Origin of the sequence: Nocardia yunnanensis (genome assembly GCF_003626895.1) — a bacterium.
Lineage (GTDB): Bacteria > Actinomycetota > Actinomycetes > Mycobacteriales > Mycobacteriaceae > Nocardia > Nocardia yunnanensis.
Window position 1 is genome coordinate 4,860,595 of sequence record NZ_CP032568.1, and the last position, 18,333, is coordinate 4,878,927.

17 protein-coding genes are annotated in these 18,333 nt (G+C 67.5%); 10 read left to right on the forward strand and 7 right to left on the reverse strand.

The features are described 5' to 3' along the window. Window positions 1-103 precede the first annotated feature (103 nt). Entirely contained in the window at window positions 104-1,714 is a 1,611-nt protein-coding gene (locus tag D7D52_RS22815; RefSeq protein WP_120739472.1) for a 2-isopropylmalate synthase, read from the reverse strand. 217 nt (window positions 1,715-1,931) lie between these two features. On the opposite strand from D7D52_RS22815, the gene D7D52_RS22820 reads away from it, so the two are divergent. The 3 genes from D7D52_RS22820 (at window position 1,932) to tyrS (ending at window position 4,605) form a co-directional block, all read left to right on the forward strand. Beyond that, window positions 1,932-2,603: a FadR/GntR family transcriptional regulator gene (locus tag D7D52_RS22820; RefSeq protein WP_120739474.1), complete on the forward strand. Its 672-nt coding sequence runs from the start codon at window positions 1,932-1,934 to the stop codon at window positions 2,601-2,603. Between the two features lie 104 nt (window positions 2,604-2,707). Beyond that, window positions 2,708-3,133 carry a DoxX family protein gene (locus tag D7D52_RS22825; RefSeq protein ID WP_120739476.1) on the forward strand — a complete coding sequence of 142 codons (426 nt, stop codon included), beginning with the start codon at window positions 2,708-2,710 and terminating at the stop codon, window positions 3,131-3,133. 188 nt (window positions 3,134-3,321) lie between these two features. Continuing rightward, window positions 3,322-4,605, forward strand: a complete 1,284-nt coding sequence (tyrS, locus tag D7D52_RS22830; protein ID WP_120739478.1) for a tyrosine--tRNA ligase — start codon at window positions 3,322-3,324, stop codon at window positions 4,603-4,605. A 1,787-nt stretch (window positions 4,606-6,392) separates the two neighbouring features. On the opposite strand, the gene D7D52_RS22835 is transcribed toward tyrS, so the two are convergent. Beyond that, window positions 6,393-7,832 carry an RNA polymerase sigma factor gene (locus tag D7D52_RS22835; RefSeq protein WP_120739480.1) on the reverse strand — a complete coding sequence of 480 codons (1,440 nt, stop codon included), beginning with the start codon at window positions 7,830-7,832 and terminating at the stop codon, window positions 6,393-6,395. 153 nt (window positions 7,833-7,985) lie between these two features. Further along, the gene (gene ppgK, locus D7D52_RS22840; protein WP_120739482.1) at window positions 7,986-8,744 is read right to left on the reverse strand and encodes a polyphosphate--glucose phosphotransferase; all 759 of its coding nucleotides are present in this window, start codon (window positions 8,742-8,744) and stop codon (window positions 7,986-7,988) included. A 133-nt stretch (window positions 8,745-8,877) separates the two neighbouring features. Here ppgK and D7D52_RS22845 point away from each other — a divergent pair, with 133 nt between their 5' ends. Continuing rightward, entirely contained in the window at window positions 8,878-9,816 is a 939-nt protein-coding gene (locus D7D52_RS22845) for an inositol monophosphatase family protein (RefSeq protein ID WP_120739484.1), read from the forward strand. A 173-nt stretch (window positions 9,817-9,989) separates the two neighbouring features. Here the strand turns inward: D7D52_RS22845 and cei are convergent, their stop codons facing one another. Further along, window positions 9,990-10,670: an envelope integrity protein Cei gene (gene cei, locus D7D52_RS22850; RefSeq protein ID WP_120744378.1), complete on the reverse strand. Its 681-nt coding sequence runs from the start codon at window positions 10,668-10,670 to the stop codon at window positions 9,990-9,992. Window positions 10,671-11,161: 491 nt separating this feature from the next. On the opposite strand from cei, the gene D7D52_RS22855 reads away from it, so the two are divergent. Further along, entirely contained in the window at window positions 11,162-11,464 is a 303-nt protein-coding gene (locus tag D7D52_RS22855) for a DUF4193 domain-containing protein (protein WP_120739486.1), read from the forward strand. A gap of 569 nt (window positions 11,465-12,033) precedes the next feature. On the opposite strand, the gene D7D52_RS22860 is transcribed toward D7D52_RS22855, so the two are convergent. Continuing rightward, complete coding sequence (locus tag D7D52_RS22860) at window positions 12,034-12,525, reverse strand: DUF3093 domain-containing protein (protein WP_120739487.1); 492 nt, start codon at window positions 12,523-12,525, stop codon at window positions 12,034-12,036. 79 nt (window positions 12,526-12,604) lie between these two features. On the opposite strand from D7D52_RS22860, the gene dut reads away from it, so the two are divergent. Together dut and D7D52_RS22870 are read left to right on the forward strand one after the other, a co-directional pair. After that, entirely contained in the window at window positions 12,605-13,105 is a 501-nt protein-coding gene (gene dut / locus D7D52_RS22865) for a dUTP diphosphatase (RefSeq protein WP_120739489.1), read from the forward strand. Window positions 13,106-13,107: 2 nt separating this feature from the next. Next, entirely contained in the window at window positions 13,108-13,959 is an 852-nt protein-coding gene (locus tag D7D52_RS22870; RefSeq protein WP_120739492.1) for a DUF3710 domain-containing protein, read from the forward strand. 102 nt (window positions 13,960-14,061) lie between these two features. Here the strand turns inward: D7D52_RS22870 and D7D52_RS22875 are convergent, their stop codons facing one another. Beyond that, complete coding sequence (locus tag D7D52_RS22875; RefSeq protein ID WP_246023234.1) at window positions 14,062-14,754, reverse strand: alpha/beta fold hydrolase; 693 nt, start codon at window positions 14,752-14,754, stop codon at window positions 14,062-14,064. Between the two features lie 520 nt (window positions 14,755-15,274). Between D7D52_RS22875 and D7D52_RS22880 the strand changes: the two genes are divergently transcribed. From D7D52_RS22880 to D7D52_RS22890, 3 genes are all read left to right on the forward strand, one after another. Then, window positions 15,275-15,667, forward strand: coding sequence for an OB-fold nucleic acid binding domain-containing protein (locus D7D52_RS22880; RefSeq protein WP_120739496.1), 393 nt, complete (start codon window positions 15,275-15,277; stop codon window positions 15,665-15,667). A 284-nt stretch (window positions 15,668-15,951) separates the two neighbouring features. Beyond that, the gene (locus tag D7D52_RS22885; RefSeq protein ID WP_120744379.1) at window positions 15,952-16,557 is read left to right on the forward strand and encodes a DUF3159 domain-containing protein; all 606 of its coding nucleotides are present in this window, start codon (window positions 15,952-15,954) and stop codon (window positions 16,555-16,557) included. Window positions 16,558-16,804: 247 nt separating this feature from the next. Further along, complete coding sequence (locus tag D7D52_RS22890; RefSeq protein ID WP_120744380.1) at window positions 16,805-17,443, forward strand: sigma-70 family RNA polymerase sigma factor; 639 nt, start codon at window positions 16,805-16,807, stop codon at window positions 17,441-17,443. Between the two features lie 189 nt (window positions 17,444-17,632). Here the strand turns inward: D7D52_RS22890 and D7D52_RS22895 are convergent, their stop codons facing one another. Beyond that, complete coding sequence (locus D7D52_RS22895; protein ID WP_120739498.1) at window positions 17,633-18,331, reverse strand: potassium channel family protein; 699 nt, start codon at window positions 18,329-18,331, stop codon at window positions 17,633-17,635. Window positions 18,332-18,333 lie beyond the last annotated feature (2 nt).

Consider the following 18,333-nt stretch of genomic DNA (forward strand, 5'->3'; position numbering starts at 1 on the left):
CCACTCGGGCCGACCACTCCGCCCGAGTGGTGGAGGGCCTCGGGAAAGCCCCGGTCGAGCCCGGCGCAGCCGCTGAGCTCCGCCGGGCCGGGGCTCCGATTCGCTAGGCGGAGACCGTCTGTGGCGCCGCTGTGCGTGCGGCGGCGGCTCGCGCGGCGGCGGCCGTTGCGCGCGAGGCGGTTTCGGCTTCGGCGAACGTCCAGGACACGGTGTCGTCGCAGCGGTATTCCAGGTAGGCGGCGGTCGAGCCCGCGGGTTCGACACTGTGTGTGGTCACCGACAGCACTTCGATCGGGCGGCCGTGCTCGGCCATCGCAGCGACCACCTCGTCGATCGTCGCGCCGCTGGGGAATTGCGGTGCGGAACCGTCCGTCGGGTTCGCCGCATAGGTGGCGCTGAACAGCTCCCACAGAGTGCGGGCCGATACCTCGGTGCCGGTCGCGTCGGTGTGCCGCTGCACATGTCGCGCGAAGTCGATCTGCAGGCGGCGGGGCAGGTCCAGGCCGTACTCCGACTGCAACAGGTAGGCGATGCCGCCCTTACCGGACTGGGAGTTCACCCGGATCACGGCATCGTAGTTGCGCCCCACATCGGCGGGATCGATCGGCAGATACGGTACCTGCCAAGGGATTTCGCGCTCCGGCCGGCCCAGCCGCGCGGCGCGTTCACGGTGTTCGGCGAACCCCTTCTTGATGGCGTCCTGATGGGTGCCCGAATACGCGGTGTACACCAGATCGCCCGCGTAAGGGTGGCGGTCGGGAATCGGCAGCCGCGTGCAGTGTTCCACCGTCCGCCGCACCGCGTCGATATCGGAGAAGTCGATCATCGGATCCACGCCCTGCGCATGCAGATTGAGCGCCAGCGTCGCCAGATCCACATTGCCGGTGCGCTCACCGTTGCCGAACACACACCCCTCCACCCGCTGCGCCCCCGCCAGCACCGCCAGTTCCGCGCAGGCCACCCCGGTGCCGCGATCGTTGTGCGGATGCACCGACAGGATGACACTGTCTCGCCGCGCCAGATTGCGGTGCATGTATTCGATCTGGTCGGCGTACACGTTCGGCGTCGCCACCTCGACGGTCGCGGGCAGGTTCAGGATCACCGGGCGTTGCGGCGTGGCATCCCACAGCGTCGTCATGCGGTCGCAGATATCCAGCACGTAGTCCGGTTCGGTCAGCATGAACACCTCCGGCGAGAACTGGAATCGCACATTCGGCATGTCCCCGGCGAACTCCAGCACGTCCCGCCCACCGGCGACGATCAGCTCGGCCAGCTCGTCCCGCGTCTTGCCCAGCACCACCTCGCGCCAGGCCGGCGCCGTAGCGGTGTACATGTGAATGACCACGTCGTTGGGAATGCCCCGCACCGACTCCACGGTCCGCTCGATCAGGTCCCGGCGCGCGGGCGTGAAGACCACGATGGTGACGTCCGCCGGCGCCAGCCCGGCCGACCCGATCAACCGCACGAAGTCGAAGTCGGTCTGCGAGGCACTCGGGTACCCGACCTCGATCTCCTTGTAGCCCATGGCCACCAGCATCTCGAAGAAGCGCCGCTTGCGTTCGGGGTCCATCGGCTCGGCCAGCGCCTGATTGCCGTCGCGCAGATCCACCGGCACCCACAGCGGCGCGCTGGTGATCCGCCGCGACGGCCATTCGCGTTCGGTCAGCGGCACCGAAACCCTGTGGTACACATCGCGATACCGATGCGACGGCATGACCGAAGGCTGCTGACGATTCCAGGCGGGAGAGTTGTTCACGGGAGTTCGCTTTCGCGTCGGAAGAGGTGACCGGCGCAGCACAGCGAGCCCGCTAGCGGGGTGCCGGTCCGGTCAGACCCCGCCGCGGCGGCGAAGGAGAAGCAGGGCACCCGTAAGCATGTCGACTAGACTAGAGGCGATTTACTCCTCAGACAAGTAGAGAGGCCGAAGAAAAGTGGCGCAGGTACAACGGCATCCACTTGCCGCCCAGGCAGCCGAGGTCCTGTTGTCGCGAATTCGCGCGGGGGAGTGGGAGCTCGGCCATCGGCTCCCGGGCGAAACCACCTTGGCCGCCCAGCTCGGCGTCGGCCGCTCCACCTTGCGCGAGGCCATCCGCGAACTGGCCGGCAAGGGCGTCCTCGAAAGCCGCCAGGGCGCTGGCGTTTTCGTCACCGCCCTGGATGTCGCCGAGGACTGGGACACGGTGCTGCGCCGCAGCGACATCGTCACGGTGATCGAGGCCCGCATCGCCATCGAGGCCGAGGGCGCCGCCCTGGCCGCCCACCGCCGCACGCCCGCCGATCTCCGCAATATCCTGCGTGCCCTGGCTGCCCGCGCCGAAAGCGGCGCCTCCGTCGAGAGCCTGGTCGACGCCGACACCGCCTTCCACCGCACCATCGTGGCCGCCGCCCACAACGACATCCTGCTGGAACTGTTCAACGCCTTCGTGCCGCGCTCCCGCCACGCCATGATCGACATGCTGCGCATCCGCCCCATGCGCGGTCCGGCCGCCGACCACGACGCCCACGAGGACCTCTACCACGCCATCCGCGCCCGCGACCCGGAAGCCGCCGCCACCGCCAGCCGCATCCACCTGACCAGCCTGAAGGCCGCGTTCGACAGCTGATCGAAAAATTCTTCCCGCGCCGCGATGAGTTTCCGCGACGGCCCCCGTCCTATGGAGCAAGCGAGTTCGACACCGAACCGACAAGCCCCGGAAGGACATTCGACATGACCGCCATCGCCGCCACCCCGACCGCCACCACCGCCGCCCCCAGCAAGGTCCGCAACCGGGTCCTGTGGACCCTGCAGATCGTGCTCGGCCTCTTCTTCATCATCGCCTCGGGCGGGCCGAAGCTCGTGATGCCGCAGACGCTGATCGACAACGGAGCCGCCGGCGTGTCCATCCCGATCGGCCTGCTGATCTTCATCGGCGTCGCGGAGGTCGCGGGCGGTATCGGCCTCATGGTCCGCCGCCTGACCGGTCCCGCCGCCGCGGGCCTGTCCGTTCTCACCGTGCTCGCCGCCGCCACCCAGGCGTTCCTCGCCGACAAGCCCGCCATGGCGATTTTCCCGCTGGCGCTGGCCGCGATCTTCGCCTGGATCGCCTACGAGCGCCGCGCCTCCTTCTCCACCTTCACCAACCTGGTCAAGTGAGAGCCGATATTCGCTAGACCTCCAGCCCGCCGCCGAGCACACTCGGCGGCGGGCTTCGGGACGTTCGGTGGTCAGCCACCCGAATTCGCTTCCCGGCCCGCCGATCCCCGATCGGCGGGCCGGACTCGTTTCGCTACTACCCCGGGCCTGTGCAACCTCCTCATTCACGTGCGGAAAGATGTAGAGGCGTGAGCGGCGACATCATCGATGAACTGACCTGGCGCGGACTGATCGCGCAGTCCACCGACCTGGACGCCCTGCGCGCGTCCGCGGCCAAGGGACCGATCACCCTCTATGCCGGCTTCGACCCGACCGCGGCCTCCCTGCACGCCGGACACCTGGTTCCGCTGCTGGCGCTCAAGCGTTTCCAGCGGGCGGGACACTGTCCGATCGTGCTCGCGGGCGGCGCGACCGGTCTCATCGGTGACCCGCGCGATGTCGGCGAGCGCACCATGAACTCCACCGATACCGTCGCCGAATGGGCCGGGCGGATTCGCTCCCAGCTGGAGCGCTTCGTCGATCTGGGTGACGCCCCGAACGCGGCGATCATCGCCAACAATATGGACTGGACCGGATCGCTGAGCACGGTCTCGTTCCTGCGCGACATCGGCAAGCATTTCTCGGTCAACGTCATGCTGGCCCGCGACACCGTCAAGCGCCGCCTCGAGTCGGACGGCATGTCCTACACCGAGTTCAGCTACATGCTGTTGCAGGCCAACGACTTCCTGCAGCTGCGCCGCGCATACGGTTGCACGCTGCAGGTCGGCGGTTCGGACCAGTGGGGCAACATCATCGCCGGCGTGGAGCTCAACCGCCGCGTCGACGGCGAGCACGTGCACGCGCTGACCGTCCCCCTGGTGACCTCGGCCGACGGCAAGAAGTTCGGCAAGTCCACCGGCGGCGGCAGCCTCTGGCTGGACCCGGAGATGACCAGCCCCTACGCCTGGTACCAGTACTTCGTGAACACGGCCGACGCCGACGTGGTCCGCTACCTGCGCTGGTTCACCTTCCTCTCGCGCGAGGAACTCGATGAACTCGAGAAGGCCACCGCCGAGCGCCCGCACGCCCGCGAGGCGCAGCGCCGCCTGGCCGCGGAGATGACGACCCTCGTGCACGGTGAGGAGAACACCCGCTCGGTGCAGCTGGCCAGCCAGGCCCTGTTCGGCCGGGGTGAGCTGCGCGAACTGAACGAGTCGACCCTGGCCGCAGCGCTGACCGAGGCCGCCGTCGACGGCAAGGTCGCGGAGGCGACTCCGTCCTCGACCATCGTGGATCTGCTGGTCGAGTCCGGGCTGTGCGACAGCCGCGGCGCCGCCCGGCGCGCGGTCAACGAGGGTGGCGCGTCGGTCAACAACGAGAAGGTGTCCGACCTCGAGTGGACTCCTTCCGATGCCGACTACCTGCACGGCACTTGGCTGGTGCTGCGCCGCGGCAAGAAGAACTTCGCCGGCGTGCGCCGCGCGACCAGCTGATTCGCCAGCCCTGGCCAACTGACCAGTGGCGCAACTGATTCGGCGACAAGATCGAAATGACCTGGGTCACAAAGGTGTGACCCAGGTCGTCCAACCGACCGGTCTCCGTCGCTCTGACCAGTGCAAACACGTTGGCGACCAGCGGATTTGACCTTGCGTTATCCGCCGCGTAACTTATTCCAAGTCAGAGCGACACGGACACCGACCGGGACCGAAACGCCCAGCTCAGAGGCTGGATTCGGAAGCGGAAACGAGGTTGGACGAAGGCGCCGGACATGAACACTCCAACACTAGGTTTGGGCTTGACTCTTTTGGGTAGGTCCGCTAGGCTGGAAAAGTTGCCTCACTGGACATCCGATCAACTCGGAGCGTTTGGTGTGTGCGTGTGTTCTTTGAGAACTCAATAGTGTGTCGATGAATGTCAGTGCCAAATATTTTATTTGGTTCCAATCATTCTCACCCCCGTGAAAGTGGTTGGACAATTATGTCAGCTTAATTTCCGAGCTGGCGTTTAAATCTGCCAAGGTTTTCGGACTCTGGTTAATTCTTCCGATTAGCTCGTAAGAGCAAAGTCGAGAGTCTTCAACGGAGAGTTTGATCCTGGCTCAGGACGAACGCTGGCGGCGTGCTTAACACATGCAAGTCGAGCGGTAAGGCCCTTCGGGGTACACGAGCGGCGAACGGGTGAGTAACACGTGGGTAGCCCTTGGTGAACAGCGGTTGTGGTAAACAGCTGATCTACCAGGGGCTTCGCCAATCACGTCGGCGACACGCCGCACCAATCCTCAACGGCGCCAACACCTCTCAGCCGAGGATGAAAATGGCTCACTGTGACCAATCCAAATATTTGTCCCCGGCAGTTGCCCGATACCGCCGATACTCCCGCTTCTTCGTACGCGTCAAACTCCGCTGCGCGGCGAGCGCCGCCCGCCGCGCGGCCCGCACCCCCCGATTGCGTTCCGCACTGGTGAGATCCACTGGCGGATCGGTGAATACCCCAGACCGTCCGAACCACATAGCCGCCCCCCTCCTCGGCAGAGCTCCACAGGGAGCCGAGGCTGCTCATGGCCCCTCTTCGAAGTGTAACGGGCGCACAGCGATAGAGCCGAGGAGCTGTCGGCCGGAAAAGTTCGGGCCGTAAACCCAAGAGGCGCAACCGATAACCCGAAGCCAACGCTCAGCCACGGCATGCCACCCTCGCGACCAGCAACTTTACCGAAACGTCTATATTCCACATGTTAACTGGGTTATGTTCCAGCTACGCCGGACAAGCGGCGCTGAAAAGCTCGGAGGAACACCGTGGAGTACGTGGGATCAGTCGCCGGAATCCTGCAGATGATCATCGGCACCATCTTGTCCAACACCGGATCAGGCGGCTCCGGCTCCGGCTGGTGACATCGCCCCGCAGCCCCTCACCCTTCCCGCCACCGCAACCGTCAGTCGCCAGGCGCGGTATCGCAAACCATATGCTTGCCATCCTTGCTCAGACCAGTAGCACCGGAGTCTTTGCAAAATGCCCCCGGAGTCACCCAGGTCGAACTGCTCGGCTCGGCGAAAGCGGAAGGCCCGGCCAGTATCAGCGCCGAAACCGTAGTGATCAGAACCCAGACCGCGGCTTTCCTTTGGCGATATGCGCCAATGCGCCCACAACTTTCATCGGCTGCGGCCCCCTGTCATGATGCTTCGGGCAGCTCGTATGAGAAATGTCGTCGGGCACCGCAATCCGTTACCGAACAAACGATTGGGCCCCCGAGCGAAATACTCGAGGGCCCAATCGATGGGGATCACTAGTCCAGATAGTCGCGCAAGACTTGGCTGCGGCTGGGGTGGCGGAGTTTGGACATGGTCTTGGATTCGATTTGGCGGATGCGTTCTCGGGTTACGCCGTAGACCTGGCCGATTTCGTCCAGGGTTCGGGGTTGGCCGTCGGTGAGGCCGAAGCGGAGGCGGACTACGCCGGCTTCGCGCTCGGACAGGGTTTCCAGGACCGACTGGAGTTGGTCCTGGAGCAATGTGAACGACACCGCGTCTACGGCGACTACTGCTTCGGAGTCTTCGATGAAGTCGCCGAGTTGGCTGTCGCCTTCGTCGCCGATGGTTTGGTCCAGGGAGATGGGCTCACGGGCGTACTGCTGGATTTCCAGCACCTTTTCCGGCGTGATGTCCATTTCCTTGGCGAGCTCTTCGGGGGTGGGCTCGCGGCCCAGGTCCTGGAGGAGTTCGCGCTGGATGCGGCCGAGCTTGTTGATGACCTCGACCATGTGCACGGGGATGCGGATGGTGCGGGCCTGGTCGGCCATGGCGCGGGTGATGGCCTGGCGGATCCACCATGTCGCGTAGGTCGAGAACTTGTAACCCTTGGTGTAGTCGAACTTCTCGACCGCGCGGATCAGACCGAGGTTGCCTTCCTGGATGAGGTCCAGGAACGCCATGCCGCGGCCGGTGTAGCGCTTGGCGAGCGAAACGACCAGTCGCAGGTTGGCTTCCAGCAGGTGGTTCTTGGCGCGGTTGCCGTCGCGCATGATCCACTGCAGGTCGCGGCGCGACTGCACGGGCAGCTTCTCGCCCTTGTCGGCGAACTCGCGCAGCTTCTCCGTGGCGTAGAGGCCGGCCTCGATGCGCTTGGCGAGCTCGACCTCCTCCTCGGCGTTGAGCAGCGCGACCTTGCCGATCTGCTTCAGGTACGCGCGGACCGAGTCGGCGGAGGCGGTGAGCTCGGCGTCCTTGCGAGCCTGGCGCAGCGCCTCGGATTCCTCTTCGTCCCAGACGAAGTCGCCGGAGGCCTTGTCCTTCTCCGACGGCTCGTCGGCCTCTTCGGCCTCCTCGCCGGCGGCGGGAGCGGCGGGAGCGGCTTCGCCCTCGGCCACTTCCTCCTCGTCCTCGTCGACGATCTCCTCGTCCTCGCCGAGGTCGTCCTCGTCGATTTCGAGGTCGTCGAGATCGTCGAGTTCCAGCGACTCGTCGTCGATGACCTCGTCGCCCTCGCCACCCTCGGCGCCGGGCTCGGCGGCCTTCTTCGGCGAGGCCTTCTTGGCCGCCGTCTTCTTGGCGGTCGCCTTGGTGGCCTTCTTCGCGGCGGTCTTCTTGGCCGCGACCTTCTTCGCCGCGGCCTTCTTGGCCGGGGCCTTTTTGGCGGCAGCCTTCTTGACCGGCCGTGCTTCAGTGGTGTCTGCTGAGTCGGCGGCGTCGGCCGATTCGGCGGTCTCTCGGGTATTCGTGGCTACCACGTACGCCCTTTCGTGACGGTCTCGTGCGGCGTCACGCCAGAGTGGAATTCCGGCGGAGCGGTTCTGTCGGGGGGTAAACCGGCTCTCGTGCCGGTGTCGGTTTCCGGCCTACCGCCGGGCATGTGTTCCATTGTAACGATCGAACCAGCTTACTTATGGCGCGATACCCGCCGACACCGCCATGGCGGCTCCGACGATGCCCGCGGTGTTGCGCAGTGCGGCGGGCACCACGGGGGTTCTGTTGGTGAGCAATGGAATCCATTCCTGATAGTCGCGGCTGATCCCGCCACCGGCCACGAACACGTTCGGCCAGAACAGGTTTTCCAGCATGACCAGCACCTTGGACACCTCCCGCGCCCACTCCGGGTAGGTCATGCCGACCCGATCCTTGACCGAGGCGGCGGCGCGGTGCTCGGCCTCGCGGCCGTCGACCTCGAGGTGGCCGAGCTCGCTGTTGGGCATGAGCACGCCGTTGTACATCACCGCCGATCCGATCCCGGTGCCGAAGGTGAGCAGCATTACCAAGCCGTTGAGATCCTTTGCCGCGCCGTAACGGTCCTCGGCCATGCCCGCCGCGTCGGCGTCGTTGAGGACGGTCACCTCGCGCCCGCCCAGCGCTACCGAGAACAGATGCCGGGCGTCGATCCCGATCCAGGTCTTGTCGATATTGGCGGCGGTGCGGATCTGCCCGTGCAGCACCACGCTCGGCATGGTGATGCCGACCGGCCCCTCCCAGCCGGACTGAGCGACTAGTTTGGCGACCGCCTCGGCGACGGCGTTGGGTGTGGCGGGATGCGGTGTCGCGATCTTGATGCGCTCGTACACCAGCTCACCGGTGGCCAGATCGACCTCGGCCCCCTTCACACCGCTGCCACCGATGTCGATGCCGAACGCGTGCTCAGGATCGGACATGGACCACTCCTCGTTCTCCCAGTGATTGCCGGAAAGCCGCAGCTCTCCGGCCGCCGCGCTGTGTCCCGCACGAGTCGCTTCGCTGTGTCGTGCACGACAAGCCTAATGCGCGCGATGCCGGATCTGTGCTGCGATGGACGCCGTGCCGGAATCGAATTTCACCACGCCCGCCCCTGACTCTCCGAACCCCGACACTTCAGACATAGCCGAACTGCGCCGTGTCGCGGTGTATCTCGCCGAGACCGCCGCCGCGCACGTGCGGGCCCGCCGCCCCGAGGTCTTCGGGCCGGGTGCGCGCGCCGCGGACGCCGTGCAGGCCAAGAGCACGCCCACCGATCCGGTCACCATCGTCGACACCGAGACCGAGCAACTGGTCCGCAAGCTGGTCGCCGACCAGCGGCCCGGCGACCACGTGGTGGGGGAGGAGGACGGCGGCGCGCTGAGCGACGACCCCGGCCGCGTGCACTGGATCGTCGATCCCATCGACGGCACGGTCAACTACCTCTACGGCATCCCGTCCTATTCGGTGTCGGTGGCCGCGGTGCGCGACGGCCGGCCGGTGGCGGGCGCGGTCGCCGACGTGGCGCACGCCGTCACCTTCAGCGCCGGGCTGGGGCTGGGCGCGCATCGCGCCGCGTCCAGCCTCGACGGCACCGCGCCGGGCGGTACGCCGATCGCCTTGCGCGCCAACCCCGTCGACTCCATGTCGATGGCGCTGGTGGCGACCGGTTTCGCCTACGCGACCGAGCGCCGCACCCGCCAGGGCGAACTGGTGGCGAAGGTGCTGCCGCACATTCGCGATATCCGCCGGTTCGGTTCGGCCGCACTGGATCTGTGCGCGGTGGCCGAGGGCCGCACCGACGCCTATTACGAGCACGGCCTGAATCTGTGGGACTGGGCGGCGGGCGCGCTGGTCGCGACCGAGGCGGGGGCGCGGCTGATCCTGCCGCCCGCGCCCGACTCGCCGGGCGCCGCAGGGGATTTGGTGTCGGCGGCCGCGCCCGGCATCGCTGACGAACTGTTCGGTCTGTTCGAGCGGCTGGATGTCACCACCCCTATCCCGGTTCCCTGACAGGGGCCTGGACGCATCCGGATATAGCGGACAAACGGGACTGAGCCATGCAAAAAATCGCCGCGGCGTGGATGCCGCGACGATTTCTCGCTCTCGGAAACTCTGTCGTGTTGTGCCGGTGCGGGTTTCGCGTCGGTGCCGGAATCAGAGCCGGGTCACCGCGAAAGAGACGATCAACACTTGGCGTGTCGCGCGGCCTCGAGCAGCTTCGGATCGATGGCCGGCGCGGTGCCGGGCGTCGGGTTCTTCAACGACTTCAGCACCTCCTCGGCATCCGTATCCGGGCGGATGTCGCGGAACAGCGTGCCCAGCACCAGATCCACCGTGTCGTCCTGGCGCTGATCCTCGATCAGCTCCGCGCACGGCATGACCAGCTGCACCGACGCCGCCGCCGGGCGGCCCTTCACGCCGAAGCGAATCTGCCCGGTGCACTCCAGATCACCGTTCACATAGACCGGATCGTTGCCGATCTGCACGTCGGGCGCGCTGGCGAAACCGAGATCGCCCAGCTCGGAGGCCACGTGCGCGGCCTGACCGCGTTGATTGTTGGCATTGAAGACACGCACCTTCGAGGAGGCCAGCGCCGCGGGCTCCACATCCCGTAACCGCGACGCGCCCACCCGCTCACCCAGCGGAGCGGGCTGCGCGGCGGAGGTGCTCGAGGCGGGGCTGGGGGAGTTGCAGGACATCGCGCCCTGGTCGCTCTCGGTCATCGTCAGCGCCTTGACCCAGACGGCGACGCAGATCAGAGCGACGACACCCACCATGGCCGCCCAGGGCTCCCAGCGACGCCGGATGAACGGCCGTCCACTCTTGGGATCGGTCGAGTTACCTTGGGTGATCAGTGAAACCACGCCCACACTCTACGAAAACGGGCGGGTGGACGCGTGCAGGGCCGCGGCAAGTCGGGCATCGGGTGTGGCGCGGGCCGGGGAATTCGGGGGCGGCGCAGCCGGTTCCACCAGGTCCCATAGGTTCCGGTCAGGTCTCGGAGACGGCGAGGAAGATCTCGATGCGTTCCCTCGTCGGTGACGATTGACCCTCGGTTTCAACTCGCGAGGGTTTTGATTGCGACTTTTGTCCCGGGGTCCGCTATTGTCTGGCGGCCCAGATCGTACAACCCAGGTGAAACTGGGGATCGATTTCGGGAACAACAAGGGCATGTCCTGCGTTGACCGAGCGCGATCCGGTGCGGATGAGGAGTATCCGGCTCGGATCTGTGACCGGTGTACGCGTGACGTACACCACGGGCGGGGCGGCACCTCGTCCCGGTCCGGCTCCCACAGGAGCCGGTCAGGTGGGTGCCGGTCCGGGATATACGGAGTAAGGACGAGGGGAAGACGACATGGCAACCGACTATGACGCACCGCGGCGCAGTGAATCCGACGACGTGTCGGAGGACTCGCTGGAGGAGCTGAAGGCTCGCCGCAACGAAGCCGCGTCCGCCGTCGTGGATATCGACGAATCCGATACCGCGGAATCGTTCGAGCTTCCCGGCGCGGACCTTTCCGAGGAGGTGCTCTCGGTCCGGGTCATCCCGAAGCAGGCGGACGAATTCACGTGTTCGAGCTGCTTCCTGGTGCACCACCGCAGCCGACTGGCCAGTGAAGCCGGCGGTCAGCTGATCTGCATGGACTGCGCTGCGTAAGGCACGGTCCGCGTAGGGGACGAGAGGATTCCGTCGCCCGCGCTCGGTTCGCCGAGCGCGGTCAGGAACCGGCCGAGCGAACGGGCCGGGCTCCTCAGGAAATTTCGGCCGCGTTCTTCAGGCCGAGTGCTTCGATGATTTTTTCCGGATCATCGACGCGGCCTGACCAGCCAGTCCCTTGGCGCTGGGTCAGGACAACTCGGCCGCGTTCTTCAGGCCGAGTGCTTCGATGATTTTTTCCGGATCATCGACGCGGCCTGACCAGCCAGTCCCTTGGCGCTGGGTCAGGACAACTCGGCCGCGTTCTTCAGGCCGAGTGCTTCGATGATTTTTTCCGGATCATCGACGCGGCCTGACCAGCCAGTCCCTTGGCGCTGGGTCAGGACAACTCGGCCGCGTTCTTCAGGCCGAGTGCTTCGATGATTTTTTCCGGATCATCGACGCGGCCTGACCAGCCAGTCCCTTGGCGCTGGGTCAGGACAACTCGGCCGCGTTCTTCAGGCCGAGTGCTTCGATGATTTTTTCCGGATCATCGACGCGGCCTGACCAGCCAGTCCCTTGGCGCTGGGTCAGGACAACTCGGCCGCGTTCTTCAGGCCGAGTGCTTCGATGATTTTTTCCGGATGACGGGTGCTGACCAGCCAGTACGGCGTCGGGTCGTCCGGATCGTCGAGCACGAGCAAGACCATCGGTCCGATCCAGGCCCGATGTTGGACGAATGCGGCGGGGTCGAGCTGGCGACCCAGCGCCGCGCTCTTGGCACTGGTCGGCACCGGGGCGGCGCGTTTGACGAACGTCGCGGGCAGGTGCGCGCGATCGGTGCGCAATTCCGGCACGCCGTCCGCGTCCGGCGCGACGAACACCCGATGCCGCGAGAACCACAGCAGCACCCACGCCGCGATCGGGAACAGCAGCACGTACGGCAGCCACGCGCGGATTCCCGGTGCGCCCATGTGGATTTCGGCTGCCAGCAGCCCGGTCACGACGAGCGCGGCGGGCCACCACCACAGCGGCACCCAGAGGCGCTCGGTGTAGAGGGGCTCGGTCTGCGTGGGTTCCATGGTCACCTGAGGGGGCTGGTCGGACACGACTTCAGACTAGGTCAAGCTCCGCGCGCGCGAACGCGTAGGCTCGGCCTACGTGACCGGTATTCCACCTATTCCCCTGCTGCGGCTCGATCCCGGCATCCCCGTACCGATGCGTGCCCACGAGGGCGACGCCGGCGTGGACCTGTGCACCACCGAGGACGTCATCATCGAACCGGGGGAGCGGGTGCTCGTCGGCACCGGCATCGCGGTGGCGCTCCCGATCGGGACGGTCGGGTTGATCCATCCGCGGTCGGGTTTGGCGGCGAAGGCGGGGCTTTCGGTCGTCAATACCCCCGGCACGGTCGATGCCGGGTATCGCGGGGAGATCAAGGTGTGCCTGATCAATCACGATCCGCGGGCGGCCATCGAGCTCCGGCGGGGTGACCGGATTGCCCAGTTGCTGGTGCAGAAGGTCGAATTGGTGGACTTCGTGGAGGTGCAGACCCTCGACGACACCACGCGCGGCGCGGGAGGATACGGATCCAGCGGTGGGCATGCCAGCCTCGCCGCCGGGTCCGGTGGGGCGGGTCAGGCGACCGGCAAGGAGGCATGACAATGGTTTTCGGACGTAAGAAGAACAAGGGCGGCGACAGCGTCGACGACTCGCGGTACGACGACGAGTACACCGAGTACGACGAATACGACGAATCCGACTATGACACGGACGAATACGACGAGCCGGCGGTCGGCTCGCCGATTCCCGAGCGCAGCGGCGAGACCGGTCCGTTCGACTACGACGACGTGGCCGACCGGCTCGAGGCCATCGCCGAACAGCGGCTGGACCTGGGCTCGGTCATCGTCCCGGTGCCGCCGGGCGGGCAGTTGCAGGTCGAGATGACCCCCGACGGCACCCCGCAGGCGGTGCACCTGGCCACCCAGCACGGGCGCATCACCGTGGCCGCCTACGCCGCGCCCAAGACGGCGGGCCAATGGCGTTCGGTGGCGGCCGATCTCGCCGAGACGCTGCGCAAGGACGGCGCGCAGGTGTCGGTCGTGCAGGGCCCGTGGGGTCGTGAACTGCACGCCGTCACCCAGGGCGCGGATCTGCGCTTCATCGGCGTGGACGGCTACCGCTGGATGGTGCGCCTTGTCGCGGCCGGCCCGTCCGGCGCGGCCGACGACAACTCGCCGCTGGTCTCCGCGGCCCGCGCGGTCCTCGGCGAGACGGTGGTGCGCCGCGGCGACGAGCCGCTACCCGTGCGCGAACCCCTCCCGGTGGTCCTACCCCAGGAGCTCGCCGACCAGCTAGCCGCGGCCCACCAGCAGCAGCTCGCTGCCCAGCAGCAGGCCGTGCAGGCCCAGATGGCCGCCATGCAGGGCGGTCCGGCCTTCCAGCCCGAGCAGCAGCCCACCGAACCCCGCCGCGGCGCCGAAGGCTCCGCCATGCAGCAACTCGGCCTCAACTGAGCCGAGGCCGGATTCGGCTGCGACACAACACGAACGGGGCACCGCCGCACGGCGATGCCCCGTTCGCCGTCCGCGACCAGGGGCTGAGGCGGCCCCCGTTGGTCAGGGGGTGGGGGTGCGGCGGGGGAGGAGGGCGGTGATGCCTCGGGTACCGAGGATGGCGGGGTCTGCGCCGAGTTCGTCGAGGGTGATCGAGTGCAGGGTGGCGTGGGGGAGGAGGGCGGTCCAGCGTTCGGCGACCGCGTACGGGTGGACGGGATCGTCTGTGGCGCCGATGATTTCGACGGGGGCGGTGACGCGGGAGAGTAGTTCGGGTTCAGGCCAGGCGTAGGCCGCGGCCTCTTCCAGGGCGGAGGGCAGCTCGGGCCACTGGGAGGTCCAGGAGTGCGTGAGGGCTTCGGCGAGCCAGGCGGGGCTGGAGGCTCGCATCTCGGTCAGGACGGCTTCGAGGCCGTCCGCGCGGAGCCGCCCGGCGGTGAAGGCGGCGCTGAGAGCGGCCGGGCATCCGGTCGTGTCGGCACCGGTCCACGCGGGCAGTGCGGCGATCACCCCGTACACCGAGTCCGGGTGTTGGGCGGCCCAATCCACGGCCACGGCCGCGCCCAGCGAGATACCGGCGATCAGAATCGGCCCCGAACGCGCCGCGTCATCGAGCGCGGCCCGATAGCTGCCGATCACCCGGCGCGGATCCGGTTCGACGGCAAGAAACGGCAGATCGACTGCCGCACAGGCGGATCCGAAGGCACGCCGAGCGAAGTTAGCGTCCGAGCCGGTCCCAGGCAGCGCGACCGCCACCGCCGGACCATGCGACCGGGCCGCCGCGCTTTGGCTCGTGGCCGCCGAACTCGCCGGTGGCACTGTGGAACTCGCCGCCGCGGCCGGTGAGCTGGGCGGGGCCGCCGCCGCAGCGGGCGGGGCCGCCGTCGGACGTGGTAGATCGGGCATCGGCCGAGCCTAGCCGTGACTCGCACGACCCTTGGAGACGGGCGTGGCGCGTGCCACCGCAGACTCGAATCGAGGTAGCCAGGGGTGTGCCAGCTGGCGGCCGGGTGATCGCTGTCATCGTGATGCCGGTGCTGAAGCCCGGACGTGTCCGGTCGCACCCGCAGCGCGCGACCGCTGGACCGGGGCGGGGTTTGGGCACCCCGGCCGAGTGGGTATCGCTGGTGACGGGCACACATGGCGGGTGAAGGTCGGTGCATCTACAGTGGCCCTTGTACGGCCACGGGCGGCCGGGTGGCAAACCACCGGGCATCGTGGGAAGAACGAACGACGTGAGACCCACGCCGTGAGGCTCTACAGGAGAGCGTGCGAGATGCCATCCGCGGGTGGGAAGGATGCCCCGTCAGGTTATTTCCGGCGGTTGAGCCGTCGGTTGACGGAGGACCTGGATCGTTTGGATGCCGAGGAGCTCGCCGAGACGTCGGAGGCGTCGGGTGCGTGCCGGGCATCGGAGTGCCGGCGCGGTGAGGAAGTCACCATTCTGGGCCGGTTGCGCAGTGTCGAGGCCTGTCCCAAGTCCGCGGGCGCGGAGGTGGAGGCGGAGTTCTTCGACGGCACGGATTCGATCGCGCTGGTGTTCATCGGGCGGCGTCGCATTCCGGGAATCGAGCCGGGGCGTCGTATCCTGGTGCGCGGCCGCGTCGGCGTGCGCGACGGCGGCAAGGTCATCTACAACCCCTACTACGAACTGCGCGGGAATTCCTGACACTTATGCCGAACCCCATCAGCAACAGCGACGAGAACCCCGATCGGCGTGAGGCTTTCGGCGCGGCAGCCGCGTTCGATCCGCCCACGGTCCAGATCGATTCGACGGCCGGACGGGGTGCGGCGGGATCTGCCGACGAGCCGCCGCTGCGCCTGGAGAACGGGTTGCTGGGGGAGGACATGCAGGCGCTGGTGGGCGCCGAGCTGGCCGCGAAGGAGCGGGAGCTCACCCAGTCCGGCGAGCCGGACGATCCGCCGGAGCCCGAGCCCACGCTGCTGGAACAGATGGGCGGCCTCAGCGGCCTGATCTACTCCTCGCTTCCGGTGCTGGTGTTCGTGCCGGTCAACTCGCTGCGCAACCTGACCACGGCGATCTGGGCGTCGCTGGGTGTCGCCGCGGCGATCCTGGTGTGGCGCTTGGTGCGTCGCGGTCCGATCCAGCCCGCGATCTCCGGTTTCCTGGGTGTCGGCGTGTGCGCGTTCATCGCCTACCGGATGGGTGAGGCCAAGGGCTTCTTCCTGTTCGGCATCTACGCCAGCCTGGTCTACGGCGGCGCGTTCCTGCTGTCGCTGGTGGTGCGCTGGCCGTTGGCGGGCGTCATCTGGGGTGCGCTCAACGGGCACGGCACCGGCTGGCGTTCCGACAAGCGCGCCCTGCGCCTCTACGACATCGCGACCGCGGTGTGGGCGCTGGTGTTCGTGGCCCGCTACCTGGTGCAGAACCATCTCTACGACTCCAACAGCACCGGCCTGCTGGCCGCCGCCCGCATCGGTATGGGCTGGCCGCTGACCGCCGTGGCCGCGCTGGTCACGTTCTGGGCCGTGCGCAAGGCCGGGCATCTGCCGGTGAAGTCGACCGACGCCGCGAAATCCACCGAGTCCGCCGTGTAAGACCCGGGGTCTGCTGTCACCCCCACCCTTCGGAGGGCCCTTTATCGCCATAAAACCCCAGGGCGCAACACCTTCGGGGCGTTCGGGGGCCGGAAGGGGGTGTCCCGCCCACCCCTGGGGTGCCTATTTCGGAGCCTGCTCTGCGAGCACGATCTTTCTCAGAAGCTACGGAGAAAGGATCACGGAGTTGGTTACCGACGGCAAGGCAGTGGCAGCGCAGGATCGGGGCGAGGGGCTCGGGACCGCGGTGCAGACGGCAGCCTCGCGCCGGCACCCGGCGGGGCGGGGAGTCAAGAGCACGAGTGCGGCGACGTCGGAGTCTCGGCGTGCGGCCGCGGAATTGGAGAAGCTGATCGGTCCGGCCGCGGCCGGTGACCGGGCGGCGGTCTCGGAAATCCTCAAGATCGTCTATCCGCTGGTGCGCCGCTATTGCGCGGCCCGCATGAGCGGGGCGAGTCACCTGCACGTGACCGCCGACGATGTGGCGCAGGAGATCTGCCTGGCGACCGTGCAGGCGATCCCGCGCTACCGGGATCAGGGCAAGTCGTTCCTGGCGTTCGTCTACGGCATCTCGGCCAACAAGGTCGCCGACGCCTTCCGGCGGGCGCAGCTGCACCCCGCCTATCCGGTGGCGGAGTTCCCGGACGCCCCGAACAACGAGGCGGGCCCCGAGGAGCGGGCGCTGGCGATGGAAACCCGGCGTGCGGCACGCGATCTCATGCAGGTGCTGTCCACCACGCATCGCGAGGTGCTGGTGATGCGGATCGTGCTGGGGTGGACGGCGGCGCAGACCGCGGAGGCCATCGGCACCAGCCCGGGCGTGGTGCGGGTCATGCAGCACCGCGCGCTCAACCGGCTGCGCGCCGAGTTGCGGGCGGCGTCCTGACGACTTTCCTGTCATCCCGGCGTGTTTCTGGCCGGGATCCACACAGGCCGAGTCCGCACGGTGGGGTGGATTCCGGCCAAAAGCACGCCGGAATGACGAAGCGAACACGCCGGAATGACGAAGCGAATGGGCCGGGCACTGGGGAGTGCGCCCGGCCCATTGTCGTGTGCAGGGGGTCTGCCGCCGTGATCAGTCTTGTTCTGTGGTGTCGGCGGTTTCGCTGCCGAACCCGTTGACGCCGAGCGCCTTGCGTAGATCGTCCTCGGCCTCGACGGAGGCCACGAACAGCAGCTCGTCCTCGCCTTCGAGCGGATCGTCGGCCTGCGGCACGATGACCCGCCCGCCGCGCAGGATCGTCACCAGCGCCGCGTCGCGCGGCAGGGTGAGGGTGCGAACGGCCCTGCCCGCCAACGGCGTATCGGTCGGCAGCGTGATCTCGACCAGATTGGCCTGCCCCTGGCGCAGCGTCATCAACCGCACCAGATCGCCCACCGACACCGCCTCCTCGACCAGTGAGGCCAGCAGCCGCGGCGTCGACACCGCCACGTCCACCCCCCACGACGAGTCGAACAGCCACTCGTTGCGCGGATCGTTGACCCGCGCCACCACCCGGCCCACCCCGAACTCGGTCTTGGCCAGCAGGCTGAACACCAGGTTCACCTTGTCGTCGCCGGTGGCGGCGATGACCACGTCGTGGGTTTCCAGCCCGGCCTCCTCGAGCGTCTCGAGCTCGCAGGCGTCGGCGTGCGTCCACACCGCGGTGGGCGCCACGGTCGGGTCGATGTGGTCGAGGCGGCGTTCCAGCAGCATGACCTGATGGCCGCCGCGCAGCAGTTCCTGCGCGATGGAGCGTCCGACGGCTCCCGCGCCGGCGATGGCTACCTTCATTG